Genomic DNA, 22250 nt, shown 5'->3' on the forward strand with positions numbered 1-22250 from the left:
TGTTTTCCGTCGCTAACCTTGCGCCAGCAGGTCGGCGACCGCCGACGTGCTGTCCTGACTGCCGACCACGACGACGACGTCGCCGGGGTCGAACCTGAACTCCGGCCCCGGGCTCGCGTTGACCTGGTCACCGCGGACCACCGCCACGATCGACGCACCCGTCAGGGTGCGCGCACGCGTCTCACCCAAGGTGCGCCCGCCGTACGGCGACCCGGCGGTAATGGGGATCTGCACGCTGACCAGGCCCTCCACCTCGCGGTGCAGTGCGTTGAGCCGCTGCACGATCCGAGGCGCGCCGAGCAGCTCCACGAGAGCGTCCGCCTCGTCGTCGTTCAGCTGCACGGCCTCACAGGCCCGGTCGGGGTCCGACTGGTCGTAGATGATGAGGTCGCGGCGACCTGTGCGGTGAGAGACGATGCCGATGCGGCGTCCACACCGCGTGGTGAACTCGTGCTTGAGTCCTATGCCAGGCAACGCGGTCTGCTCGATGTCCACCGGGCACTCCTCCGACAGGTGGCGAGGATACGTATGTTTCGGGGGTGGCTCTCCTGGGAGACGGCTCGACTGCCGGTTGGGATGGAGATAACACCCTCTTTAACCGTACCCCGAACTGGATGTCCGATCCCCGCGGTCAGATCCTTTATGTCACGCGGTTGGTGCCAACGGGAAACCAGCCGAAAACCGGCAGACCGGGCCTGGTGCCGCGGAGAGAGGTCGCGGGGGTAATCGTGGGGTGGGGATGACCCCCTCTTTAGAACCCCTTGATCAAGCGGTCAGCGCCCCTGGGGTCAGCGCCCCTGGGGTCAGCGTCACTGCTCAGCACCACTGGGGTTAGCGCTACTGCTCAGCGCTACTGCTCAGCGCTACTGCTCAGCGCCAACACTGCTCAGCGCCACTGGGCGAGCCAGCCGAAGCCGCCCAGCCCGGCGGGGTTGATCAGCTCGGCCTCCTCGGAGGCGCGGGCCAGGGCGCGGAGGTAGGCGCGGGGATCGCTGTGGGCGGTTTCCAGCGGCGGGCGGGTGCCGGTGAGGCCCAGGGCGCGGAGGGCCTCGCGCTGGGTGGTGAGGGTGGTGGAGGTGGCGCCCGCGCGGCGCCCGGCCTCGGCACAGGCGTCCAGGGCCACGTGGGCGGTGATGTCGCACGAGCCGTCGGGCACAGGGGGAACTGCGATGCCGTCGCGGTAGCCCATGAGGGTGCCGCGCGCCGGGCGGTCATCCGCCCGATGGGCGTAGTCGACGGCCACGGCCAGGCCGCGCTCGAGTTTCGCCACGACCTCCGCCCAGGCCTCGTCGCGGGGGCGGCCGAGCTCGGCGCGGGCGCCCGCGCGGGTCAGCGGCCACCACCGGGCGAGCCAGGCGAGGTCGACCTCCTCGGGCGGCGGGCCGAGGCGCTCGTCGCCGGCGGGGTCGACGAGCACGAGTCGCGGGCCCCGCGCGGTGTGCTCCGCGACGTCGACGGGGACGTTGTCGAGCCACTCGTTGGCGACGACGAGGCCGGTGACGCCGCCGGGGAGCGAGGGGGACCAGGTGACGGCGGCGGGCAGGTCGCGCGGGGGCGGGGCCAGCTCGACGGCGGTGACGTGCAGGCGGGGGCGCAGCGAGGCGGGGGCGAGCTCCAGCACATGGCGGGCGAGGGTGCCCTCGCCCGCGCCGACGTCGACGAAGTCGAGCCGGGGCGGTGCGCCGAGCGCGGTGTCGACGTCGAGGAGAGTGCGCAGGACCGCCTCGGCGAAGGCGGAGGAGGCCGCCACGGAGGTCCGGAAGTGGCCCGAGGGGCGTTCACGCAGATAGAACCCATGATCGCCGTAAAGCGCTCGCCGGGTCGCCTCTCGCCACGTCAGCCACACGGCCAACGAGGTTAGCGGCCGGCAGCCGATCTTGGCGGCAGAACACGATGACACCCTTGAAAGACAGAGAGTTACATCATTGCTACTCATTGTCGATAATCAGGTGCGTCTTTGTGCGCTAACGTAGCTGTCCGTGAGTAGGTGATTACCGTCCGACTCGGCCCCCTGGCGGGTGCGGCCGGCGATCCCTTCTCAAGCAAGCAGGGCGAGGTGCAGAGACGCCGTGATGCGTCTCGAGTGCGGGCACCCCGCCGTCGGCGAACAAAGGGCGTGGCTTCGGCCGCGTCACGAAGGGAGCAGAGGTGTTCAAAAACACGCTGAAGACCGGCATCGTTGCCCTCGGTGTTACCGGGCTGATGGCTCTGGGCGCCCCCGCCGCCATGGCTGACGCCACCGCGACCGGCGGCACCACCAGCGGCGCCGCCAGCATCCTGGGCGGCAACCAGGTCAAGATCCCGGTCAGCGTTCCGATCAGCGCCTGCGGCATCCCGGTCAGCGTCATCGGCCAGGGCATCGCGGGTTGCAAGGGTGGCATCGGCTGAGCCACGGCCAGTGGGCGTCAGGTCGGTGAAGGGAGCGTGGCCGGGCCTTCTCGGGTGTTCATCCGGCCGCGCATGGAGTTCATCCGGCCGCGCGGTGTCCGCCGGGGCGTAAGGGGTTCAGCCAGACGCTGAGGCGTTCACCTCACCCTGCGGATTCAACCTGCAGAGGCTACAGAAGGGGCGCCGGGTCCGCGTTCGGACCCGGCGCCCGTTCGCATACCTCTCTTGGTGATAGCTGTCCCATCCTTTCTCCATCGGGTCCCCATGCGGATACAGGGGACATAGGGCTGGGCTACCCCTGAGCCAGGCACTCTTATCCCTAGTGACCGTCAAGCGTGACCCATCTTTCGGTGACGACTCGCCGTTGCCCGTGCCCGAGGCCGAGCCGGGTAGTCGATCACGAAAGTCTGCCGGTTACCCTGGGCTGCTGGATCGATAGGACGGGGCGTCATGGATGCAGGCGATCGCCCGGCACGACTGGCAATCGGCGTGCTCGGGGCAGGACGGGTCGGTTCCGTGCTCGGGGCCGCTCTGGCACAGGCGGGCCATCGGGTGGTGGCGGCGTCGGGGGTCTCCGACGCCTCGCACCGCAGGGCGGCCGAGCGTCTCGGTCTCACGCCCGTGCCCGCGGAAGAGGTCGTGGCCAGAGCCGAGCTCGTGCTCATCACCGTCCCCGACGACGTGCTGCCGGGGCTTGTCGCGGGCCTCGCCGCCACGGGCGCGGGGTTGTCCGGCAAGCTGCTGGTGCACACGAGCGGCGCGCACGGCCTGGCCGTGCTCGACCCCGCCGCCAAGGCCGGTGCCGTCCCGCTCGCGCTTCACCCGGTGATGTCCTTCACCGGCCGCGAGGACGACATGCGCCGCCTGGCCGGGTGCTCGTTCGGGGTGACCTCGCCCGAGCCGTTCAGGCCGGTGGCCGAGGCCCTCGTCATCGAGATGGGCGGGGAGCCGGTCTGGGTCGCCGAGAGCGACCGGGCGCTCTATCACGCGGCTCTGGCGGGTGCCGCCAACCACATGGTCACGCTCGTCGCCGAGTCCTCCGAGCTGCTGCGCGCGATCGGTGTGGAGCAGCCTGGCCGCATGCTGGGGCCGCTGCTCGGCGCCGCCCTCGACAACGTGTTGCGCCTCGGCCTCGCCGGGCTCACCGGCCCCGTGGTCCGCGGCGACGCCGGCACCGTGCGCAAACACGTCGACGCGTTGATCCTCGCCGCCCCCGAGGCCGCCGACGCCTACGTGGCGCTGGCGAGGCTCACGGCCGATCGTGCGCTGGCCGCGGGGTTGCTCAAGCCCGAGGCCGCCGAGCGCCTTCTGGACGCACTGGGAGGAAACATTTGGACATGATCGTCGCCACGGACCGGGCGGAGCTGACCGCCGCCCGGGAGGCTCTGGGCGTGGCCCGAGGGAAGGCCACGCTCGCCCTCGTCCCCACCATGGGCGCGCTCCACGAGGGCCACCGTTCGCTCATCAGACTGGCCCGCGAGCACGCCGACCACGTGGCCGTGAGCATCTTCGTCAACCCCCTTCAGTTCGGCCCGAACGAAGACTTCTCCCGCTATCCCCGCACCTTCGACACCGACCTGGCCGCCTGCGAGGCGGAGGGGGCGTCGGTGGTGTTCGCCCCCGACCCCGCGGCTATGTATCTCCCGGATCGGCAGGTGACCGTGTCGCCCGGCACGATGGGCACCGTGGCCGAGGGGGCATTCCGGCCAGGGCACTTCGAGGGTGTGCTCACCGTTGTGCTCAAGCTGTTCAACCTCGTGCGTCCGGACGTCGCGGTCTTCGGCGACAAGGACGCCCAGCAACTCGCGATCATCCGCCGCATGGTCACCGATCTCGACCTGCCCGTCGAGGTCGTGGGCGCGCCCACGATCCGCGATGCCGACGGGCTCGCCATGTCCAGCCGCAACCGCTATCTCGGCCCCGCCGAGCGCATCACCGGGCTCGCCCTGTCGCGTGCCCTGCGCGCCGGAGCCGAGCGCCACACTCCGCAGGAAACGCTCGACGCCGCTCACGCCGTACTCCGCGCGGCGGAAACGGCCGACCCACCGCTCGCCGTCGACTACCTTGTGCTCGTCGACCCGGGCACTTTCGCCGAGGTCCGGCCCTCCCATCGGGGGCGGGCCGTGCTGGCGGTCGCCGCGCGGGTCGGCACGACCAGGCTTATCGACAACGTCGTCGTCTCCTATGCCTGACCAGTCCCATCCCTGATCTCGGTCCCCGACAGGCCCACCCTCCGTTCTCCCGACAGGCCGCCCCCACTCCCAGACGGCGCGCACGCGTGTGCGGCGCGACCGAAGAGAGGCAGACCGCGCATGCTCAGGACCATGCTCACCTCCAAGATCCACCGCGCCACCGTCACCCAGGCCGACCTGCACTATGTGGGATCGCTGACGATCGACGAGGACCTCATGGACGCCGCCGGGCTGCTGCCGGGTGAGCAGGTCCACGTGGTGGACATCGACAACGGGGCACGCCTCGTGACCTATACGATCGCCGGGCCTCGGGGCTCGGGGGTGATCGGCATCAACGGCGCGGCGGCGAGGCTCGTGCACCAGGGCGATCTCGTGATCGTCATCGCCTATGGGCAGATGGACGACGCGGAGGCGCGGACCTTCACCCCGCGGGTGGTCCACGTCGACGACAGCAACCGCATCGTGGCGCTTGGCACCGACCTGGCCGAGCCGGCGGGGGCGCCGGACGTCCTGCGTGGCGACCTTGTTCACTGAGGTCCGCTGAGCGTTCCTCAACCCCCCTGTAACACCACCACAAGCGCACCGTCCCGCCGCCGGTACGCCGGGTACCCCCGGGGCGGTGCGATATTTCGCACACCGTTATCGTCATATTGACGAAATTGGGCCGGAAAGTCAGGACCGGCCCCGGGCACCAACGCTCAAGGAGTCCCGATGAGTGCACCGAACCTCCCCAGACAGCTCACTGCCCCTCCCCCCGGATGGACCGTCTCCGCCGAGGTCGTCGTCGTGGGTTCGGGCATCGCGGGACTCACGGTGGCTCTGCGTTGTGCCGAACTCATGCCCGAGGCCACCGTGCTCGTCGTCACCAAGGACGTGTTGTCGGCCGGCTCCACCCGCTGGGCCCAGGGCGGCATCGCCGCCGTGCTGGACCCCGGCGACACCCCCGGCGAACACCTGTCCGACACCCTGACGGCCGGTGTCGGGCTCTGTGACGAGGAGGCCACCCGCATCCTCGTCACCGAGGGGCCGGGCGCCCTGCGCCGGCTCATGGAGCGCGGCGCCAGGTTCGACCGCGACGAGCGGGGCGAACTCCAGCTCACCCGGGAGGGCGGGCACCGCCGCGACCGCATCGTGCACGCCGGCGGGGACGCCACGGGCGCCGAGGTGCAGCGGGCCCTGGTCGAGGCGGCCCGTGCCGTACCCCGCATCCAGATCATCGAACATGCCCTCGTCCTGGACCTGCTCAAGGACGCCGGCGGTGCCGCCTGCGGCATCACCCTGCACGTCATGGGGGAGGGCACGCGCGACGGGGTCGGCGCGGTCAGGGCCGGGGCCGTCGTGCTCGCCACGGGCGGCATGGGCCAGGTCTACGCCGCGACGACCAACCCCGCCGTCTCCACCGGCGACGGCGTGGCGCTGGCACTGCGCGCCGGGGCGGTCGTGCGCGACCTGGAGTTCGTGCAGTTCCACCCGACCGTGCTCTGGCTCGGCCCAGACGCCGTCGGAAGGCAGCCGCTCATCAGCGAGGCCGTGCGCGGCGAGGGCGCGGTGCTGGTGGACGGCGCGGGCGAGCGCTTCATGACAGGCGTGCACGAGCTGGCCGACCTCGCCCCCCGCGACGTCGTCGCCAAGGCCATCACCCGCCGCATGCACGAGACCGGCGCCGACCACGTCTATCTCGACGGCCGCCACTTCGGCGCCGCCAAGTGGCGCACCCGCTTTCCCACGATCTACGAGGTCTGCCGCGCCCACGGCATCGACCCCGCGGAGGATCTCATCCCCGTCGCTCCCGCCGCGCACTACGCCAGCGGCGGCGTGCGCACCGACCTGCGCGGACGCACCACCGTGCCCGGCCTCTACGCCTGCGGCGAGGTCGCCTGCACGGGTGTGCACGGCGCCAACCGGCTGGCCTCCAACTCGCTGCTCGAAGGGCTGGTCTTCGCCGAGCGCATCGCCGCCGACCTCGCGGCTGTACGGCATGAGCCCGGCGAGCCGGTGCCGGCCGGCGTGGCCCCGTCCCTCGTCGACCCGAGGACCAGGGCGCGCGTCCAGGCCCACATGAGCAGGGGTGCCGGGATGGTCCGGAGTAGACAGAGCCTGGCGGAGGTCCACACGGCCCTGGCCGGGGCCAGGTGGACACCCGTCAAGGTCGAGCCGCACACCGAGTCCTGGGAGGCGAGCAACCTGCTCACCGTGGCCTCCGTGCTTGTGGCCGCCGCCGGGGTTCGCGAGGAGAGCCGCGGTTCCCACTGGAGAGACGACTTCCGCGAGCGCGACGACGCCCGCTGGCGCGGGCACATCGACATATCCCTCGGCGAGAACGGACTGACCATGGAATTCACCCCGAGAAGCGCCGTGGGCGGCGTGTTGCCTGAGCGGCTGGAGCAGGAGCTGGTGGAGGCGGGCCTCGACCCGGCGGGCGTGCTCGCGGTCTACGACGCCGCGCTGAAGGAGGATGTCTGGGCGGCGGGCGATGTCACCAGCGCCGCCACCATCCCGGCCGGCGCCGTCGCCACCGCCGACGTCGTGGCCCGCGCGCCCGGCGTGGTCGCGGGGCTCGCCCTCGCCGAGGGGCTGATCGCCTACTCCTCGCAGGGCCGCCTCACCGCCGAGCGGCACGTCAAGGACGGCGAGCACGTCGAGCGGGGCGACGTGCTCATGACGGTGACCGGGCCGGCCCGCGAGCTGCTGACCGCCGAGCGCACCGCGCTCAACCTGCTCACCCACCTCTCCGGCATCGCCACCCTCACCGGCCGCTGGGTGGCGGCGGTCTCGGGCACGGGGGCGCGGGTGCGCGACAGCCGCAAGACGCACGCGGGGCTGCGGGCGCTGGAGAAGTACGCCGTGCGGGCGGGAGGCGGGGTGAACCACCGCATGTCGCTGTCCGACGCGGCGTTGATCAAGGACAACCACGTGGTGGCGGCCGGGGGCGTGGCCGAGGCGTTCCGCGCGGTGCGGGCCGCCTATCCCGATCTGCCGGTGGAGGTGGAGGTCGACCGGCTCGACCAGCTCGAAGCGGCACTCGCCGAGGGGGCCGACGAGGTATTGCTCGACAATTTTCCCGTGGCGGACATGGCTCGTGCCGTACAGATCAACAAGGGGCGCGCCAGGCTGGAGGCGAGCGGGGGGTTGACACTGGAGTCGGCGCGTGCAGTGGCCGAGACCGGGGTGGACTTCATCGCGGTGGGTGCTCTCACCCACTCCGCGCCGGCGTTGGACATCGCTCTGGATCTTCGGAGTGATTGAGGCTTTCGGGCCTTCCGTGTTCTGCCTAATCTGTCTTCCGTGACTGATCCCCCCGGTAGTGGGATGGCTCTGCCCGAGATAGGAACCATGTGTCACTGCTACTAACGATCGACGTCGGCAACACGCATACGGTCCTCGGCCTGTTCGACGGTGAAGAGGTGATCGAGCACTGGCGGCTCGCCACCGATCCCCGTCGCACCGCCGATGAGATCGCCGTCGTGCTCCAGGGGCTGCTCGCGCAGTCACCTTTGCTGAAAAATGCCGACATCGGCGGCATCGCCATCTGTTCGACCGTGCCGTCCGTGCTCAACGAGATGCGCGAGATGTGCCGGCGATACTACGGCGACGTCACCGCGGTGATCGTTGAACCCGGGGTCCGCACCGGGGTGCCGGTGCGCATGGACAACCCGAAAGAGGTCGGCAGCGACCGCATCGTCAACGCGCTGGCCGCCATCAACCTCTTCGGCGGACCGTGCATCATCGTGGACTTCGGCACGGCCACGTCGTTCGACGCGGTGTCGGCCAAAGGCGAATACATCGGCGCGGTGACCGCCCCCGGCATCGAGATCTCCGTCGACGCGCTCGCCGCCGCGGGCGCCCAACTCCACAAGGTCGAGCTCGTCAGGCCCCGATCGGTGATCGCCAAGAACACCGTGGAGGCCCTCCAGGCGGGCATCATCTACGGCTTCGCCGGACAGGTCGACGGCATCGTCGAGCGTATGGCGGCCGAGCTGGCCGACGACCCAGACGACGTCACGGTGGTCGCGACCGGCGGCTACGCGACGCTGGTCAGCGGGGAGGCCCGCTCGATCGACGTGCACGAGCCGTGGCTGACGCTCATCGGGCTTCGGTTGATCTACAACCGGAACAAGCCCATGAACTGATCGTCCGTACACACAAGAACTGGTTCGCCCCGTCACCGAGGCGAACCAGTTCGTTTTACCGGGAAGGCCTAAGCCCGGCGATCACTCGTCGTCGGCGCTGTAGAGGTATTTCCAGGAGCCGCACTTGATCGGGGTCACGTCGTACCGCCCGACCTGGCAGACCTTGGCGCGGATCGAGTCCACGTCGTAGTTCCAGAAGGTGAAGGACTTCCACTCGCCGGCGCCGCAGTGCTTGTAGGTCTTGCGGTTGGTCCAGGAGGCGTCGTCCGCCAGCCCGTGGGTCTGGAAGCGGATGTAGGCGCACTTGCCGCCCTTGGAGTAGGTGCGGTAGTCGATGTCGTAAAGCGTGCCCTTGACGCGGACGCTGTTGGACTCGTCTTCGGTGTCCCACTCGGCGCGGACGGTGCCCTTCGCCTTCGCCTTGTAGTTGGCCGAGTAATACGTGCCCCAGTAGTCGAAGCTGCCGGCGGAGGCCGACGAAGAGGCGACGGGCTTGTTGTTGGCGGCGGCGGCGTTCGCGGGGACCGCGAGGACCAGGGCGCCGGCGGCGACGGTGGTGGCGACGGTGGTCAGGATGCTTCGGGTGCGCTTCATTCCTCTACTCCTCTTACTGCCCCCGGACCGGCGGCGAGTGGGCCGGCCCCCCCTGGGCTGATGAGTCATTGGTAACCCGGGCTTCTTGCAGCGGCCCTTACTCCGGCCTTACACGCGCTTTCATGACACCGTCGGCTTCTTGCAGTTCGCCAAATCGGTACTCTTTGGGGTTGTGACCGATGACGTGACGAATCCAGCCGAGGATCTGCCCGAGCAGATGCGCGTTCGCCGTGAGAAGCTCGACCGCCTGCGCAGCGAAGGCGTCGACCCCTACCCGGTGACTTTCCCGCGCACCGCCACCGTCGCCGAGGTCCGCGAGAAATACAGCGATCTTCCGATCGACACCCAGACCGGCGACCGCGTCGGCGTCGCGGGCCGCGTCATGCTGTCCCGCCAGGGCGGCAAGCTCTGCTTCGCCACCATCCGCGACGGCTCGGGTGACCTGCAGATCATGCTCTCGCTCGACCGCGTCGGCGAGGAGTCGCTCGCCGCGTGGAAGCGCGACACCGACCTCGGCGACCACGTCGGCGTCGAGGGCGAGGTGATCACCTCCCGCCGGGGCGAGCTGTCGATCCTGGTGGAGAGCTGGCAGATCACCTCCAAGTGCCTGCGCCCCCTGCCGGAGAAGCACCACGGCCTCACCGACCCCGAGTCACGGGTACGGCTGCGCTACGTCGACCTGATCGTCAACGACGAGGCCCGCCGCATGGCCCGGCTGCGCAGCGACACCGTGCGCGCGGTCCGCGACTTCTGGCACGAGGAGGGCTACCTCGAGGTCGAGACCCCGATGCTCCAGCCGATCCACGGCGGCGCGGCGGCCCGGCCCTTCAAGACCCACATCAACGCCTACGACATGGAGCTCTACCTTCGCATCGCGATCGAGCTCTATCTCAAGCGGCTCGTGGTCGGCGGCATCGAGAAGGTCTTCGAGATCAACCGCAACTTCCGCAACGAGGGCGCCGACGCCACGCACAACCCCGAGTTCACCATGCTCGAGGCATACGGCACCTACCTCGACTACAACGACATGGCCCTGCTCACTCAGCGCATGTACCAGAAGGCCGTCGTGGCCGCGCTGGGCACGACCGTGGTGGTGCACGAGGGGCAGGAGATCGACCTCGGCGCCGAGCGGTGGCCGCGCATCACGCTTTACGGCTCGGTGTCCGAGGCGCTCGGCGAGGAGATCACCACCGACACCCCGCTGGAGGTCGTGCGCAAGCTGGCCGACGCCCGCGAGATCCACTGGGACCCCAAGTGGGGACAGGGCAAGCTGGTTCAGGAGATCTTCGAGGCCCTGGTCGAGGACACGCTGGTCCAGCCGACCTTCGTCATGGACTATCCGCTGGAGACGTCGCCGCTGACCCGCCAGCACCGCGACAACCCGCTCCTGACCGAAAAGTGGGACCTCATCGGGTTCGGCACCGAGCTGGGCACGGCCTACTCCGAGCTCGTCGACCCGATCGAGCAGCGGCGCCGGCTCACCGAGCAGTCCATCCTGGCGGCGGGCGGCGACCACGAGGCCATGCAGCTCGACGAGGACTTCCTGCAGGCGCTCGAATACGCGATGCCGCCCACGGGCGGCATGGGCGCGGGGATCGACCGAATGATCATGGCCTTCACAGGGCGTAACATCCGCGAGACCATCCTGTTCCCTCTCGTCAAGCCGACGGGCTGAATCCGGGCTCTACACACCGCCGGTGGCCTTCGGGCCGCCGGCGGTTTGTCATGTCCGGGGGAGTGCATGCGGATGTTGCCGGTCGGTATCTCAATGGTTCGGACGGGGTTCGGATGACTTGACATGATTCGCGGGAAATGAGGAACTGATAATCGACTGCTAGTTGTCATGCAACCCGGCGGTCAACCATCGCACGGCGTCCGCGAACAGCGACGAAGGCACCGCGTCCCGGTCCACCCGCCGCTGCAGCGCGAGGCCGTCGAAGAGCGCGACGATCGCAGTGGCCGCGGCAGGGTGGTCCCGGCGGTGCCCGGCACGGCGGTCTGGTACGGCGGGAGCCGGCATGACCGGTCGCCCGGCAAGCAGGCGTGCGACAGCCGTACGGGGATCCCGGCGGCGGGCGCGCAGCCCCTTCGATAGCTCCTCGTCCGCTTCGGCAAACCGAACAAACTCGATTTCAAGGTCAATCCACCTGCTGTGGGCGTCTGTATCGTCGTGGAAATACCGCCTTAATAGTGCGGACGGTGGCGCTGTCGGCACTTCCGGACCAGCCATTTCTTCTAGGTTGCTCAGCGGAGCTTCTAGGTTGGTCAGCGGGTGAGCGACACGCTGGGTGAAGGACGACGTACCCAACCCCAGTGAGGAACGTAACACTGCACGGAATAGCTCATGTTTTCCTGAGAAATGTGCGTAGAGGGCGCCGATGGTGTATCCCGCTCGGGCGGCGATCTCTTCCATGGAGGCGCTCGCGTAACCCCGCTCGGCGAAGACTTCGGCGGCGGAAGCGAGGAGGAGTTCTCGAGTTCCGGCCTTCGCCTCGGTCCGATTTGGCGGAATTGGTCTAGACATATTATGAGTACTTCACATAGCGATGACTATGTCAATGGCGAGCCCGCCGCATGTACCCGTCTGAACTTGACGACCTTTCAAGAAGGCGTTTACCGTTCCTGGCGGGCCACCAAGATAGGTTCACGTGCCGCGTCGCCGAGTTCCGAGTTGAGGGGAGGGCTTCCGATGGCATATCCCGATGTGGTTTCCCGCCGACCTATCGGCTCCTTGGAGGCTCATGGCCTCGGTCTGACAGATGACGACCTGGTCATCCTGGCCGAGCTCGCCAGAGGCATCACCGTCGACCGGGTCGGACGCAGACTCGACATCAGCGGCCGCACCGTCCGCCGCCGGCTCCGCGGCATCTGCGACCGCATCGGCGTGGCCACCGCCATCGAAGCCGTAGCCTGGGCCGCCCGGCGCAGGCTGATCTAACCTGTCGGCTACTTTTATGGACCGTTCCCAACCATCCTGAACTGCACGAAGAGCGATAGGCGTGGGCGAACAGCCTCCCCGCGATGGGAACCCAGGCTACGCGCCTCTCCGGTCTCTTCCGATTCCCGGACTTTGGCCCCCGGCCCCCGGCTTCCGGACGTTGGCTCCCAGCTTCCGGGCCCCGTTTCCGGGCCCGGCCCCCCGGGTCTCAGTTTCCGGGTCCCCAGCCCTTGACCTCTCGCTCCTTGGCCCTCTGAGCGCCGGTTCTCGGCCCCGGCCCCGGCTTCCGGGCCCCGGCCCCAAGTCCCCAGCCCTCGTCCCTTAGCCCTCTGGGGCACAGGGTGCAGTTTTCGGCTCTGGCCAGCGGCCCCCGGCCTCCGACTTTCAGGCCCTGGTTCCCGGCTACTCGCTCTCGGCCTCTGGCCTTGCGGCCTCTGGCCTTGCGGCCTCCGGGCTTCGGTTTCGGGCCTGATCACAGGGCCTCTGGCCTTACGAGCCGCCCGGCGTCCAACCCTCGGTCCTCGGTCCTCGGCTCTCGATCATCGGTCCCGGGCCCTGGTCGCTGGCCTTCGGTCTCAGGCCGGCTCCCTGGGCCTCCGGCCACTGGCTTCGGGCCTGGTCACCGGCCCCAGCATGCGGTGTCTGTCAAGCACGACTTGACGTCCTCCGCCGGGTGCTGCGGGCAGGCGGGTTCCGGGTGCCGCCCGGCACCGCCGTACTCCGTATGGCCGGCATGCGCGCACGCCGCCCTGCGGTCGTTTGGGTCGGCTTCGCCGTACTCCGCGTGGCCGCTTCGGGGCGTGTGGGTCTGTCTCCTGGCCCCGGCCCCCGGCCCGGGCTTCCGGGCCTTGGCCGCGGCCTTCGGGGCCCTGGTTACGTGTCCCGGGCACCCTGGGGCGGTCCGTGGGCGCCCAGGGAAGTCGGTCCGGGGGCACCCAGAGGGCTGGGGTGGGGCGTGCCGGGAGGTCGGGGAGGGGTTAGTCGGCTATGCGGATGGCGCCGGCGAAGGGGCGTTTGGCTATGGCGGCTACGCGGACGACGTCGCCGGTGCGGGGGGCGTGGACCATTAGGCCGCTGCCGATGTAGATGCCCACGTGGTGCAGGTCGTTGTAGAAGAAGACCAGGTCGCCGGGGCGGAGGTCTTCCTTGGGGATGCGTTTGCCGGCGCCCCACTGGGCACCTGTGTAGTGCGGGAGTTTGATGCCCACCTTGGCGTAGGCCCACATGACCAGCCCCGAGCAGTCGTAGCTGTTTTCGCCCTCGGCGCCCCAGACGTAAGGCTTGAGCTGCTGGGTGAGGGCCCAGCGGGCCGCGGTGGCGGCTTTGCCCTTTCCGATGACGGGCACGCTCACGCGCACGGCTCGGCCGCCGGCGGTGGCCTGGTCCATGACGCGGCGGAACAGGTTGCTCTCGACCTTCGCCACCAAGGAGATGATCTTGCTGCGCTTGTCGGTGATCTCCGTGACCAGCCTCTTGACCTCGCTCGTGCGGGCCGTCGCGGTCTCCCTGGCCTTCTCCGCGGCCTCCATCGCGCGGGCGACCTGGTTGACCTCCTCGCCCTGCCGCTGCTCCAGCGCGTAGACCGTGGCGGCGCTGTCGAGGAAGACGTCGGGGTCGCCCGTGGCGGTGAGCGCCACGGTCATGCTCAGGCCGCCCGTCATATAGGCGCTCTGAGCCAGCAGGACCGCCTTGCGGCGCCCCTCCTCCAGCTCGGCCTCACTGGTCGACAACGTCTTGTTCGCGGCCGCAGAGGTGCGCTGAGCCTCTTTGAGGCGCACCCGCTCGCCGTTGTATTGCTCGGTGAGCGTCTCGATCTCCTCGTGGAGCTTCTCCACCTTTTCGGTGAGCTCCTTGAGGGACGGCTCGGGGGCGGCGGTCGCGGGCCCGAGGGGCGCGCCGACGACCAGGGTGGTCAGGGTGAGGCCGGCGACGCCGAGCCTGAACACCGCGCGGGGCCGGCCCTGCCCGCCCGTGCGCCTTCCCGCCTGCCCGCCGCGAAGGAAACGCCTCCGGATCACCGACCAGCTCCTCTCGCGCGTCATCCGCCGGGATGCGCGGCATGGGTCGACCGGTCGATGCGGGCCCTTTTGAGGTGAAAAGGGCCCGTGAAGTGGGCCCGGATTCACCCGAGGGGCCGTGGGGCCGCCGCATGTGGATCCCGGTGTCCCCTGGGAGGGGGATCGGATGCTCGCCGCGCCTTCCGAACACGGCTCATAACGTCGGTGGACGATAGTGCACCGAGTGGTTCGTGCTCAACCAGAACTGCGAACTCTGTTGAGGTTTCACAACCAGGCGATCACAGGTGGATTACGGGTGTTCATGATCGTTGATTGGGTTAGGCTGGCTTTGTCGACCTCTCTTGGCTTGTGAGGTAGGTCACCGCCCGTGTTCGGTGGCCAACCTATGTGGCTTTTGGGCCCCACACGTTGAGTGACCACGATGTAACTCCCGTAACGCTCGTTGTCATATCATCACGTTGGGTCGCCGAATATAGGCCGACCGAAATTTCGCAACATGAGGACGTACGCTGATCGGTCATGGAGCAGGTCGCCGAGCCCCCCACACCCGCAGCCGACACAGCCGCCCGGACCGCCCCCGGGCGGGCCGAGGTCGTCGTACGCCGTGCCCGCACTCCTGACGTCCGCGCCATACGCCGCCTGGTCGACACATACGCGGGCGCGGGCCCGCGCCTGCTGGAAAAGGCCACCGTCACGCTGTACGAAGACATCCAGGAGTTCTGGGTCGCCGAACTCGACGGCGAGGTCGTGGGCTGCGGAGCCCTGCACGTGCTCTGGGAGGACCTCGCCGAGATCCGCACCGTCGCCGTCGACACCGCCTGCCGCGGACTCGGCATCGGCCACGGCATCGTCGCCGCGCTGGTCGCGACGGCACGCGACCTCGGACTGCGGCGGGTTTTCTGCCTCACCTTCGAGGTGGACTTCTTCGCGCGCCATGGATTCCACCCGATTCAGGGCACACCAGTCTCACCCGAGGTCTATGCCGAACTCCTCGCGTCCTACGACGAAGGGGTCGCCGAATTCCTCGACTTGGAACACGTCAAGCCCAACACACTCGGAAACACGAGGATGTTGCTGCACCTCCCCGCAGCCGACTAGTGCGGCGGCCCCGGGGAAGGAGAACTGACGTGGGCTATGCCGATACCTTGTGCGCAGCGCGGGGCGCGCGCCCGCGCGTCCACCGCTTGCGCAGCCGAAGTGAGGTGACACGGTGAGCACCGAACAGCCACCCCGTCCGCAGGACGACTCCCCCCGCAACGGTTTCTCCGCGGAGCAGTCGGAATACGGACAGCAGAACACGGGGTGGAGTCCAGTTGACTCCGACCCGGATGTCACGATCATCGGCCACCGCCTGGACACGGGCACCGGCCCCTTCACCCACCCCGGCGGCGCGCCCTCGCAGCAGTCCGCAGGCCAGGTGGCTTCAGGGCCGGCGTCCCCGGGTCAGGCGGCTCCCGGCATGCCGGCGCCGGGTTCGGCGTCCCAAGGCGGTTCGGCGTCCTCAGGTCAGGCGGCTCCCGGTCCGGCGACCGCGGGCCAGGCATCCTCGGGTCACACATCCTCAGGTCAAGGCGGCGGCGTGCCGCACGGCGACGATCAGGCGTCGGTCACGACCGCCTACCGGCGCTCGGCGGGTGCCACAGGCGAGCACGCCGGTGGTCAGGCCGGCTACGGTCAGGAGGCGTCCGGGCCACAGGGCACTGACCCGCGCGGATATGGCCCCCAGGGTTATGGGCAGGCCGTCGCCGGGCAATCCGGCCCAGGCACAGGTCCCGGTCAGCCGGCACCCGGCCACGCTGCTTACGCTCCGCAAGGGGGTCACCCTCAGGACCACGGTGTGCCCGGCGCCGGTGGACACGGCCAGGGGGTTTACGGTCACCAGGGTTATGGGCAGCCGGGTTATGGTCAGCCCGGGGCCCAAGGGGGCGCTCCCGGACACGGGCAGCCGGCCGCATATGGCCAGGCGGCTTATGCGCCGCAGGTTCAGGGTGGGCATGGCCAGGGCACGCAACCTCCCACCGGGCCGCAGCCCGCCTATGGGCAACACCCCGGATATCCGGCACCCGGCTTCGGGCAGCAGGGCTACGGTCAGCAAAGCCAGGGTCAGCCGGGCTACGGCCGGCAAAACCCCGGCGGGCCGGACTACGGTGCGCAGGGTTACGGCGGGCAGGGATATGGCGGTCAGCCCGGTTATCCGCCTCCACCGGGTGCGCAGCCGGTCTCCTATCAGCAGGCGGCGCCGCCTTACGGTCAGTCGCCGCACGGCCAGGCTCCCTATGCTCAAACGCCCTACGCTCAAGCTCCGTACGGCCAAGCCCAGTACGCCCAAGCCCAGTACGGCCAAGCCGGATATGGCCAGGCTCCCTATGGCCAGCACGGTCAGCCCGCCTACGGCCAGTCCGCCTATGCCCAGCACCCCTATGGTCAGATGCCATATGGCGGCCCCGTGCCCCCGGGTGCGCCGGCTCCACCGGCCGAGTGGTGGCAGCGGTTGCTGGCGCGGTTCATCGACGTCATCCCGCTCGCCTTACTGGTCGGCGCCTTCACCCTGATCATCAATGGTCTTCTCGTCAGGGGCGAGCGGTGGAACATGGAGACGCAGACCATCGACCCGGCGAGCGGCGGCACGCTCGCGAGCATTCTGATCGCCCTGTTCACCACCCTCGTCTACTTCGGCTACGAGTTCCTCATGCTCCAAAAGGGCGGGCAGACCCTCGGCAAGATGGCGATGCGCACCCGCGTGGTCATGGTGGGCGGCAGTCTCGCGCCGGGCGGGCTTCCGGTCGAGGTCGTGTTGCGGCGGGCCGGTGTGCTGTGGGGCGGGAGCCTGCTGACGATGGTCGCCGTGGGTGGCTTTCCCCTCGGCACTCTCCTTTTCAGCCTGTTCGCGCTGGTCAATGTGCTGTGGCAGTTCTGGGACAGGCCGCTCCAGCAGTGCCTGCACGACAAGGTCGCGCAGACGGTCGTGGTGAAGGTCCCCTAGTTCAACCGGCGCGCGGTCGAACCCGGCCGGGTCCGGCGGTGCGCTTTCGAACCGGCTGCCGTGCCTGAGGCGGGTCCGCCGGAGACGATGCCGGTTCTCCCAGCACGGTCATGGTTTGTACGGCGCCGCCCGCATGCCGGCCGGTCGGGTGGTGGAACGAAATGGCCAAGGGCTCGCGTCAAAGTCATGCAGGGAGTCGGCGCGGATCCACGTCGTCGTGTGGAACCTAGGGCCGATCAAGGCGTGGAACGAGTGCCGGCGAAGGGGAGGGACCGAGGACTCCTGTCCCTTTTCTCCTTATCTATAGGTAGGTGTGACAGTTCTATAGGCCCTAAGGTGTTGGGCAGGGGTTCCCGAGGGGACTCTCCAGAGCCGCGGCGTGGTCTGCGCCGGGCATGAAAGATCACTAACCATAGAGGTTGATCAGCTTTACCTGGCAAACCCCTCCGTGAGGGGAAAAGTGGTAGGAATGGTGACAGTTCGCTGGTGTAGCTCGGCCCGGTGATGTGGTTTCGGCCACCTCCGCTGGTTTCGTGCCCGCCGCCGGGCACCGTTTCCTTCCCCTGTGACCTGGACTCCGGTCCCTTCAAGCAAGCGCTGTTTCGCTCGAGCTCCGGCTCTTCGTCCAGGCGCCGGTTTAGTGTGCTTCCGCCGTACCTCGGGGGCTGTTGTCAAGTTGAACTGGAGCACGATCAGCGGGTGAAGTTGTTCTTGTTCCGGTGAGCACACAGGTGTCCTCAAAGTGGCTAGTGTGCACCTAGCGCAACGTCGCCCGAGTCTTCGGTATCACCTTTAACGGGTGAACGATTCCCGACCTCTTCATTCTCCTCCCTGCGTCGTGCCAGGTTGAGGAGCACATGTCGCGCTCAAGACCGCTGCCGCTGGTCACGCGACCAGTCTGAGGTGGGCCTTTCCGGTGAAGTGATCACAGGCCGCTTGACCGTGGGGGCCTATTGCAAGATTTAGGCAGCACATCCCGTAGCGCATCCGGTAAGGGGTCTGGAGAGACAGCCATTAAGCTGTTACCCGCCCCGAGGTGCGCAGATGGCTAGCCCTGCCCTGTGAGGGGTGCTCAGTCGCGCTATCGTCGTCTGTGGGGCATCTGCCCCCTGTCCTCGTCCTCCTCCCTGCGGCGCCCGCGCGCTTGTGAAAAAAGACCATGGCCCCGAAACAGTCTCCCGGCGCTGAGCGAGGACGAATGCCGGAACTATTGGAACCCTTCATACCCCTGCGGTCCGTCGCGTGCGCCTTCATCTAAGGTTGCTGAAGCCACACCGATCCTGGGCCGGCGGTCGTCGCCCAAACCGGGGCGATGGGGGCGACAAGCGGGCCTGAGCCCAGACGGTCACTCGAATCCTTCGGGTCGTGAATTGTGTGAGCGGCTTTTCCGGTATATGTTTGGCTCGCCAATGAAACAATGCCCCGCGAAAGGATTGCGTGCATGGCCAAGCAGATCCAGGAGATTCTCATCGACGACCTCGATGGTGGCGAGGCCAATGAGACCGTCACCTTCGCGCTTGACGGATCGTCCTATGAGATTGACCTGAGCAACGGAAACGCCAAGAAGTTGCGCGAGGCGCTCACGCCTTTCGTGCAGAGCGCGCGTCGGGCGAGCACGACCGTCACGCGCCGCCGCCGCGGCGGACAGCGGGCCCTCACCCGCGACAAGAGCGCAGAGATCAGGCTCTGGGCGAAGCAGAACGGCCTTCCCGTCAGCGAGCGCGGTCGAATCGCCTCCTCCGTCGTCGAGAAGTACGAGGCCGCGCACTAGGGTCTTACCTTCGGGGCGCGGCAGGTCCGGCTTCGCCCTCGGGTTCAGTGCATAGGCTTTTTGCCGAACCATGCGCTTATGACGACCGCCTAGGACCCCGGCGGTTGCCATAAGCGCATGATCGCGTTTTCGTGCTCTTGAAACCTCGTTCGCTTGCGGCGTAGCGGGAACACCCGACCCCCGACTAGTAGTTGGATGGAGGGTGAACGCCCTGCTCTCGGGGAACGTCTTCCTTGATAGAGCGGTCATCGAGACGGGGCTGGCATGCGGAATGATGGGGCCGGACTCCTCCGGGTCCGACTGACCGCTCTGTGAGGAGCGACGAGATGTTCGAGAGGTTCACCGACCGTGCGCGTCGGGTTGTCGTCCTGGCCCAGGAAGAGGCCCGGATGCTCAACCACAACTACATCGGCACTGAGCACATCCTTCTCGGTTTGATCCACGAGGGTGAGGGAGTCGCCGCCAAGGCACTCGAGAGCCTGACGATCAGTCTTGAAGGTGTGCGCCAGCAGGTCGAGGAGATCATCGGCCAGGGCCAGTCTGCGCCGTCGGGGCACATTCCGTTCACCCCGAGGGCCAAGAAGGTCCTTGAGCTGTCGCTCCGCGAAGCCCTGCAGCTAGGCCACAACTACATCGGCACCGAGCACATCCTGCTGGGCCTGATCCGCGAGGGCGAGGGCGTCGCCGCCCAGGTGCTCGTCAAGCTGGGCGCCGACCTCAACCGGGTGCGCCAGCAGGTCATCCAGCTGCTCCACGGCTATCAGGGCAAGGAGCCAGCCGCCTCCGGCGGACCGCAGGAGTCGGCTCCCTCCACCTCCCTGGTGCTGGACCAGTTCGGCCGCAACCTGACCCAGGCCGCCCGCGAGGGCAAGCTCGACCCGGTCATCGGCCGTGAGAAAGAGATCGAGCGGGTCATGCAGGTCCTCTCGCGCCGCACCAAGAACAACCCGGTGCTGGTGGGCGAGCCAGGCGTCGGCAAGACCGCCGTGGTCGAGGGCCTGTCCCAGAAGATCGTCAAGGGCGAGGTGCCCGAGACACTGAAGGACAAGCAGCTTTACACGCTCGACCTGGGTGCTCTGGTCGCCGGTTCCCGTTACCGCGGTGACTTCGAGGAGCGCCTGAAGAAGGTGCTCAAGGAGATCCGCACCCGCGGCGACATCATCCTGTTCATCGACGAGTTGCACACCCTCGTGGGCGCGGGCGCCGCCGAGGGCGCGATCGACGCGGCCAGCATTCTCAAGCCGATGCTGGCGCGCGGCGAGCTCCAGACCATCGGCGCCACCACGCTCGACGAATACCGCAAGCACCTGGAGAAGGACGCCGCCCTTGAGCGGCGGTTCCAGCCGATCCAGGTGGCCGAGCCGTCGCTGTCGCACACGATCGAGATCCTGAAGGGTCTGCGCGACCGCTATGAGGCGCACCACCGGGTGTCCATCACCGACGGTGCCCTGGTCGCCGCCGCCCAGCTCGCCGATCGCTACATCAGCGACCGCTTCCTGCCCGACAAGGCGATCGACCTGATCGACGAGGCCGGCTCGCGCATGCGCATCCGCCGCATGACGGCCCCGCCGGACCTGCGTGAATACGACGAGAAGATCGCCGTGGTGCGCAGGGAGAAGGAGTCCGCGATCGACGCGCAGGACTTCGAGAAGGCCGCCGCCCTCCGCGACCAGGAAAAGCAGCTCATGCTCAAGCGCGAGCGGCGTGAGAAGGAGTGGAAGGCCGGCGACATGGACGTCGTGGCCGAGGTCACCGAGGAGCTCATCGCCGAGGTGCTCGCGACCGCGACCGGCATTCCGGTCTTCAAGCTCACCGAGGAGGAGTCCCAGCGGCTGCTGCGCATGGAGGACGAGCTCCACAAGCGCATCATCGGCCAGGACGACGCGATCAAGGGCCTTTCGCGCTCCATCCGGCGCACCCGTGCCGGTCTGAAGGACCCGCGCCGTCCGGGTGGGTCGTTCATCTTCGCCGGTCCGTCCGGTGTCGGCAAGACCGAGCTGTCCAAGGCTCTGGCTGAGTTCCTGTTCGGCGATGAGAACGCGCTGATCATGCTGGACATGTCGGAGTTCATGGAGAAGCACACGGTTTCGCGGCTGTTCGGCTCCCCGCCCGGCTATGTCGGTTACGAGGAGGGCGGTCAGCTCACGGAGAAGGTGCGGCGCAAGCCGTTCTCGGTGGTGCTGTTCGACGAGATCGAGAAGGCGCACCCGGACATCTTCAACTCGCTGCTGCAGATCCTGGAGGACGGTCGCCTGACCGACGCCCAGGGGCGGGTGGTCGACTTCAAGAACACCGTCATCATCATGACGACCAACCTCGGCACCCGGGACATCTCCAAGGGGATCGGGGTCGGGTTCGCGAAGTCCAACGACGCCGAGTCCAACTACGACCGGATGAAGTCCAAGGTGCAAGAAGAGCTCAAGCAGCACTTCCGGCCCGAGTTCCTCAACCGTGTCGACGACATCGTGGTCTTCCACCAGCTCACGCCCAAGGAGATCATCCAGATCGTGGACCTGATGCTCGCCCAGGTGGCCGAGCGTCTGAAGGACCGCGACATGGGCCTGGAGCTGACGTCCGAGGCCAAGCAGCTGCTGGCCGACCGGGGCTACGACCCGGTGATGGGAGCACGTCCCCTGCGGCGTACTATCCAGCGCGAGCTGGAAGACATGTTGTCGGAGAAGATCCTGTACGGCGAGCTCCGTCCCGGCCAGACCGTCAAGGTCGCGGTCGAGGGCGAGGGCGACGCCGCGACGTTCACCTTCCACGGCGAGACGTCCCCCTCCCCGAGGGTTCCCGACTCGGCGGCGGCGATCGTCGAACCGATCCAGAAGTGATCCAGCACCGTCCCAGAACTTCGCTGGAACACCGCTCGCACTGATCGAGCAAGACCCGGGCAACGACCCGTTTGGCCAGGTCAGAGCGGCAAATAGCGGCAGACCCCGCGTGAGACTTCTCACGCGGGGTCTTCGCTATTCTGTGCCCGAAAGCTGTCGCACCACCACAAGTAGTACTACACTGTGTAGAGCGAATTCGGCCAGGTTTTCCTGCTGGGCGCGTCTGTGAGCGCCGCCCACATGCGGACTAGGCCGCATCCCCCCTGCGGTGTAGTAGGACTCCGCTGACGGGCGGATGTGGCGACCCAGACCGATCGGGCAGGCTACGTGTGGCGTGCCCGGGGGGCCGAGTTCCCGGTAGGGAGGGGATCCCTGCCCATGGGCGGGCCGCTGTGGGCGGTG

The 22250-nt window shown here is 68.3% G+C and carries 17 protein-coding genes; 12 read left to right on the plus strand and 5 right to left on the minus strand.

Annotated features, from left to right (window positions below):
- Positions 1-12: 12 nt before the first annotated feature.
- Complete coding sequence (locus Ssi02_RS28665; RefSeq protein ID WP_204030705.1) at positions 13-495, minus strand: cation:proton antiporter regulatory subunit; 483 nt, start codon at positions 493-495, stop codon at positions 13-15.
- A 391-nt stretch (positions 496-886) separates the two neighbouring features.
- On the minus strand, positions 887-1846 hold the full coding sequence (locus tag Ssi02_RS28670; RefSeq protein WP_239129921.1) for an SAM-dependent methyltransferase: 960 nt from the start codon (positions 1844-1846) through the stop codon (positions 887-889).
- A gap of 302 nt (positions 1847-2148) precedes the next feature.
- On the opposite strand from Ssi02_RS28670, the gene Ssi02_RS28675 reads away from it, so the two are divergent.
- From Ssi02_RS28675 to Ssi02_RS28700, 6 genes are all read left to right on the plus strand, one after another.
- A complete protein-coding gene (locus tag Ssi02_RS28675) occupies positions 2149-2388 on the plus strand; it encodes a chaplin family protein (protein WP_239129928.1) in 240 nt (79 codons plus the stop codon).
- A gap of 450 nt (positions 2389-2838) precedes the next feature.
- Positions 2839-3729: a Rossmann-like and DUF2520 domain-containing protein gene (locus Ssi02_RS28680; RefSeq protein WP_204030707.1), complete on the plus strand. Its 891-nt coding sequence runs from the start codon at positions 2839-2841 to the stop codon at positions 3727-3729.
- A complete protein-coding gene (gene panC / locus Ssi02_RS28685) occupies positions 3726-4580 on the plus strand; it encodes a pantoate--beta-alanine ligase (protein ID WP_204030708.1) in 855 nt (284 codons plus the stop codon). Before Ssi02_RS28680 ends, panC begins: the two co-directional genes overlap by 4 nt.
- Before the next feature lie 120 nt (positions 4581-4700).
- Complete coding sequence (gene panD / locus Ssi02_RS28690) at positions 4701-5114, plus strand: aspartate 1-decarboxylase (protein ID WP_204030709.1); 414 nt, start codon at positions 4701-4703, stop codon at positions 5112-5114.
- Between the two features lie 177 nt (positions 5115-5291).
- Positions 5292-7826: an L-aspartate oxidase gene (locus Ssi02_RS28695; RefSeq protein ID WP_204030710.1), complete on the plus strand. Its 2535-nt coding sequence runs from the start codon at positions 5292-5294 to the stop codon at positions 7824-7826.
- Between the two features lie 95 nt (positions 7827-7921).
- Positions 7922-8710 (plus strand): type III pantothenate kinase, encoded by a 789-nt coding sequence (locus tag Ssi02_RS28700; RefSeq protein WP_204030766.1) that lies wholly within the window; start codon positions 7922-7924, stop codon positions 8708-8710.
- A gap of 81 nt (positions 8711-8791) precedes the next feature.
- Here the strand turns inward: Ssi02_RS28700 and Ssi02_RS28705 are convergent, their stop codons facing one another.
- Positions 8792-9304, minus strand: a complete 513-nt coding sequence (locus Ssi02_RS28705) for a hypothetical protein (RefSeq protein WP_204030711.1) — start codon at positions 9302-9304, stop codon at positions 8792-8794.
- Between the two features lie 172 nt (positions 9305-9476).
- Here Ssi02_RS28705 and lysX point away from each other — a divergent pair, with 172 nt between their 5' ends.
- Complete coding sequence (gene lysX / locus Ssi02_RS28710; RefSeq protein WP_204030712.1) at positions 9477-10979, plus strand: bifunctional lysylphosphatidylglycerol synthetase/lysine--tRNA ligase LysX; 1503 nt, start codon at positions 9477-9479, stop codon at positions 10977-10979.
- 159 nt (positions 10980-11138) lie between these two features.
- Here lysX and Ssi02_RS28715 read toward each other — a convergent pair whose 3' ends face one another.
- Positions 11139-11828, minus strand: coding sequence for a TetR/AcrR family transcriptional regulator (locus tag Ssi02_RS28715; RefSeq protein WP_204030713.1), 690 nt, complete (start codon positions 11826-11828; stop codon positions 11139-11141).
- A 165-nt stretch (positions 11829-11993) separates the two neighbouring features.
- Between Ssi02_RS28715 and Ssi02_RS28720 the strand changes: the two genes are divergently transcribed.
- On the plus strand, positions 11994-12242 hold the full coding sequence (locus Ssi02_RS28720; protein ID WP_239129936.1) for a LuxR C-terminal-related transcriptional regulator: 249 nt from the start codon (positions 11994-11996) through the stop codon (positions 12240-12242).
- Between the two features lie 977 nt (positions 12243-13219).
- Here the strand turns inward: Ssi02_RS28720 and Ssi02_RS28725 are convergent.
- Complete coding sequence (locus tag Ssi02_RS28725; RefSeq protein WP_239129938.1) at positions 13220-14260, minus strand: C40 family peptidase; 1041 nt, start codon at positions 14258-14260, stop codon at positions 13220-13222.
- 519 nt (positions 14261-14779) lie between these two features.
- Here Ssi02_RS28725 and Ssi02_RS28730 point away from each other — a divergent pair.
- The 4 genes from Ssi02_RS28730 (at position 14780) to Ssi02_RS28745 (ending at position 21848) form a co-directional block, all read left to right on the plus strand.
- Complete coding sequence (locus Ssi02_RS28730; RefSeq protein WP_204030715.1) at positions 14780-15358, plus strand: amino-acid N-acetyltransferase; 579 nt, start codon at positions 14780-14782, stop codon at positions 15356-15358.
- Positions 15359-15470: 112 nt separating this feature from the next.
- Positions 15471-17243 (plus strand): RDD family protein, encoded by a 1773-nt coding sequence (locus tag Ssi02_RS39440; protein WP_204030716.1) that lies wholly within the window; start codon positions 15471-15473, stop codon positions 17241-17243.
- A 1441-nt stretch (positions 17244-18684) separates the two neighbouring features.
- Positions 18685-19014, plus strand: a complete 330-nt coding sequence (locus tag Ssi02_RS28740; RefSeq protein WP_204030717.1) for a histone-like nucleoid-structuring protein Lsr2 — start codon at positions 18685-18687, stop codon at positions 19012-19014.
- A gap of 326 nt (positions 19015-19340) precedes the next feature.
- A complete protein-coding gene (locus Ssi02_RS28745) occupies positions 19341-21848 on the plus strand; it encodes an ATP-dependent Clp protease ATP-binding subunit (protein WP_204030718.1) in 2508 nt (835 codons plus the stop codon).
- Positions 21849-22250: the final 402 nt, after the last annotated feature.

It is taken from the genome of Sinosporangium siamense (genome assembly GCF_016863435.1).
GTDB classification, from domain to species: Bacteria; Actinomycetota; Actinomycetes; order Streptosporangiales; family Streptosporangiaceae; genus Sinosporangium; species Sinosporangium siamense.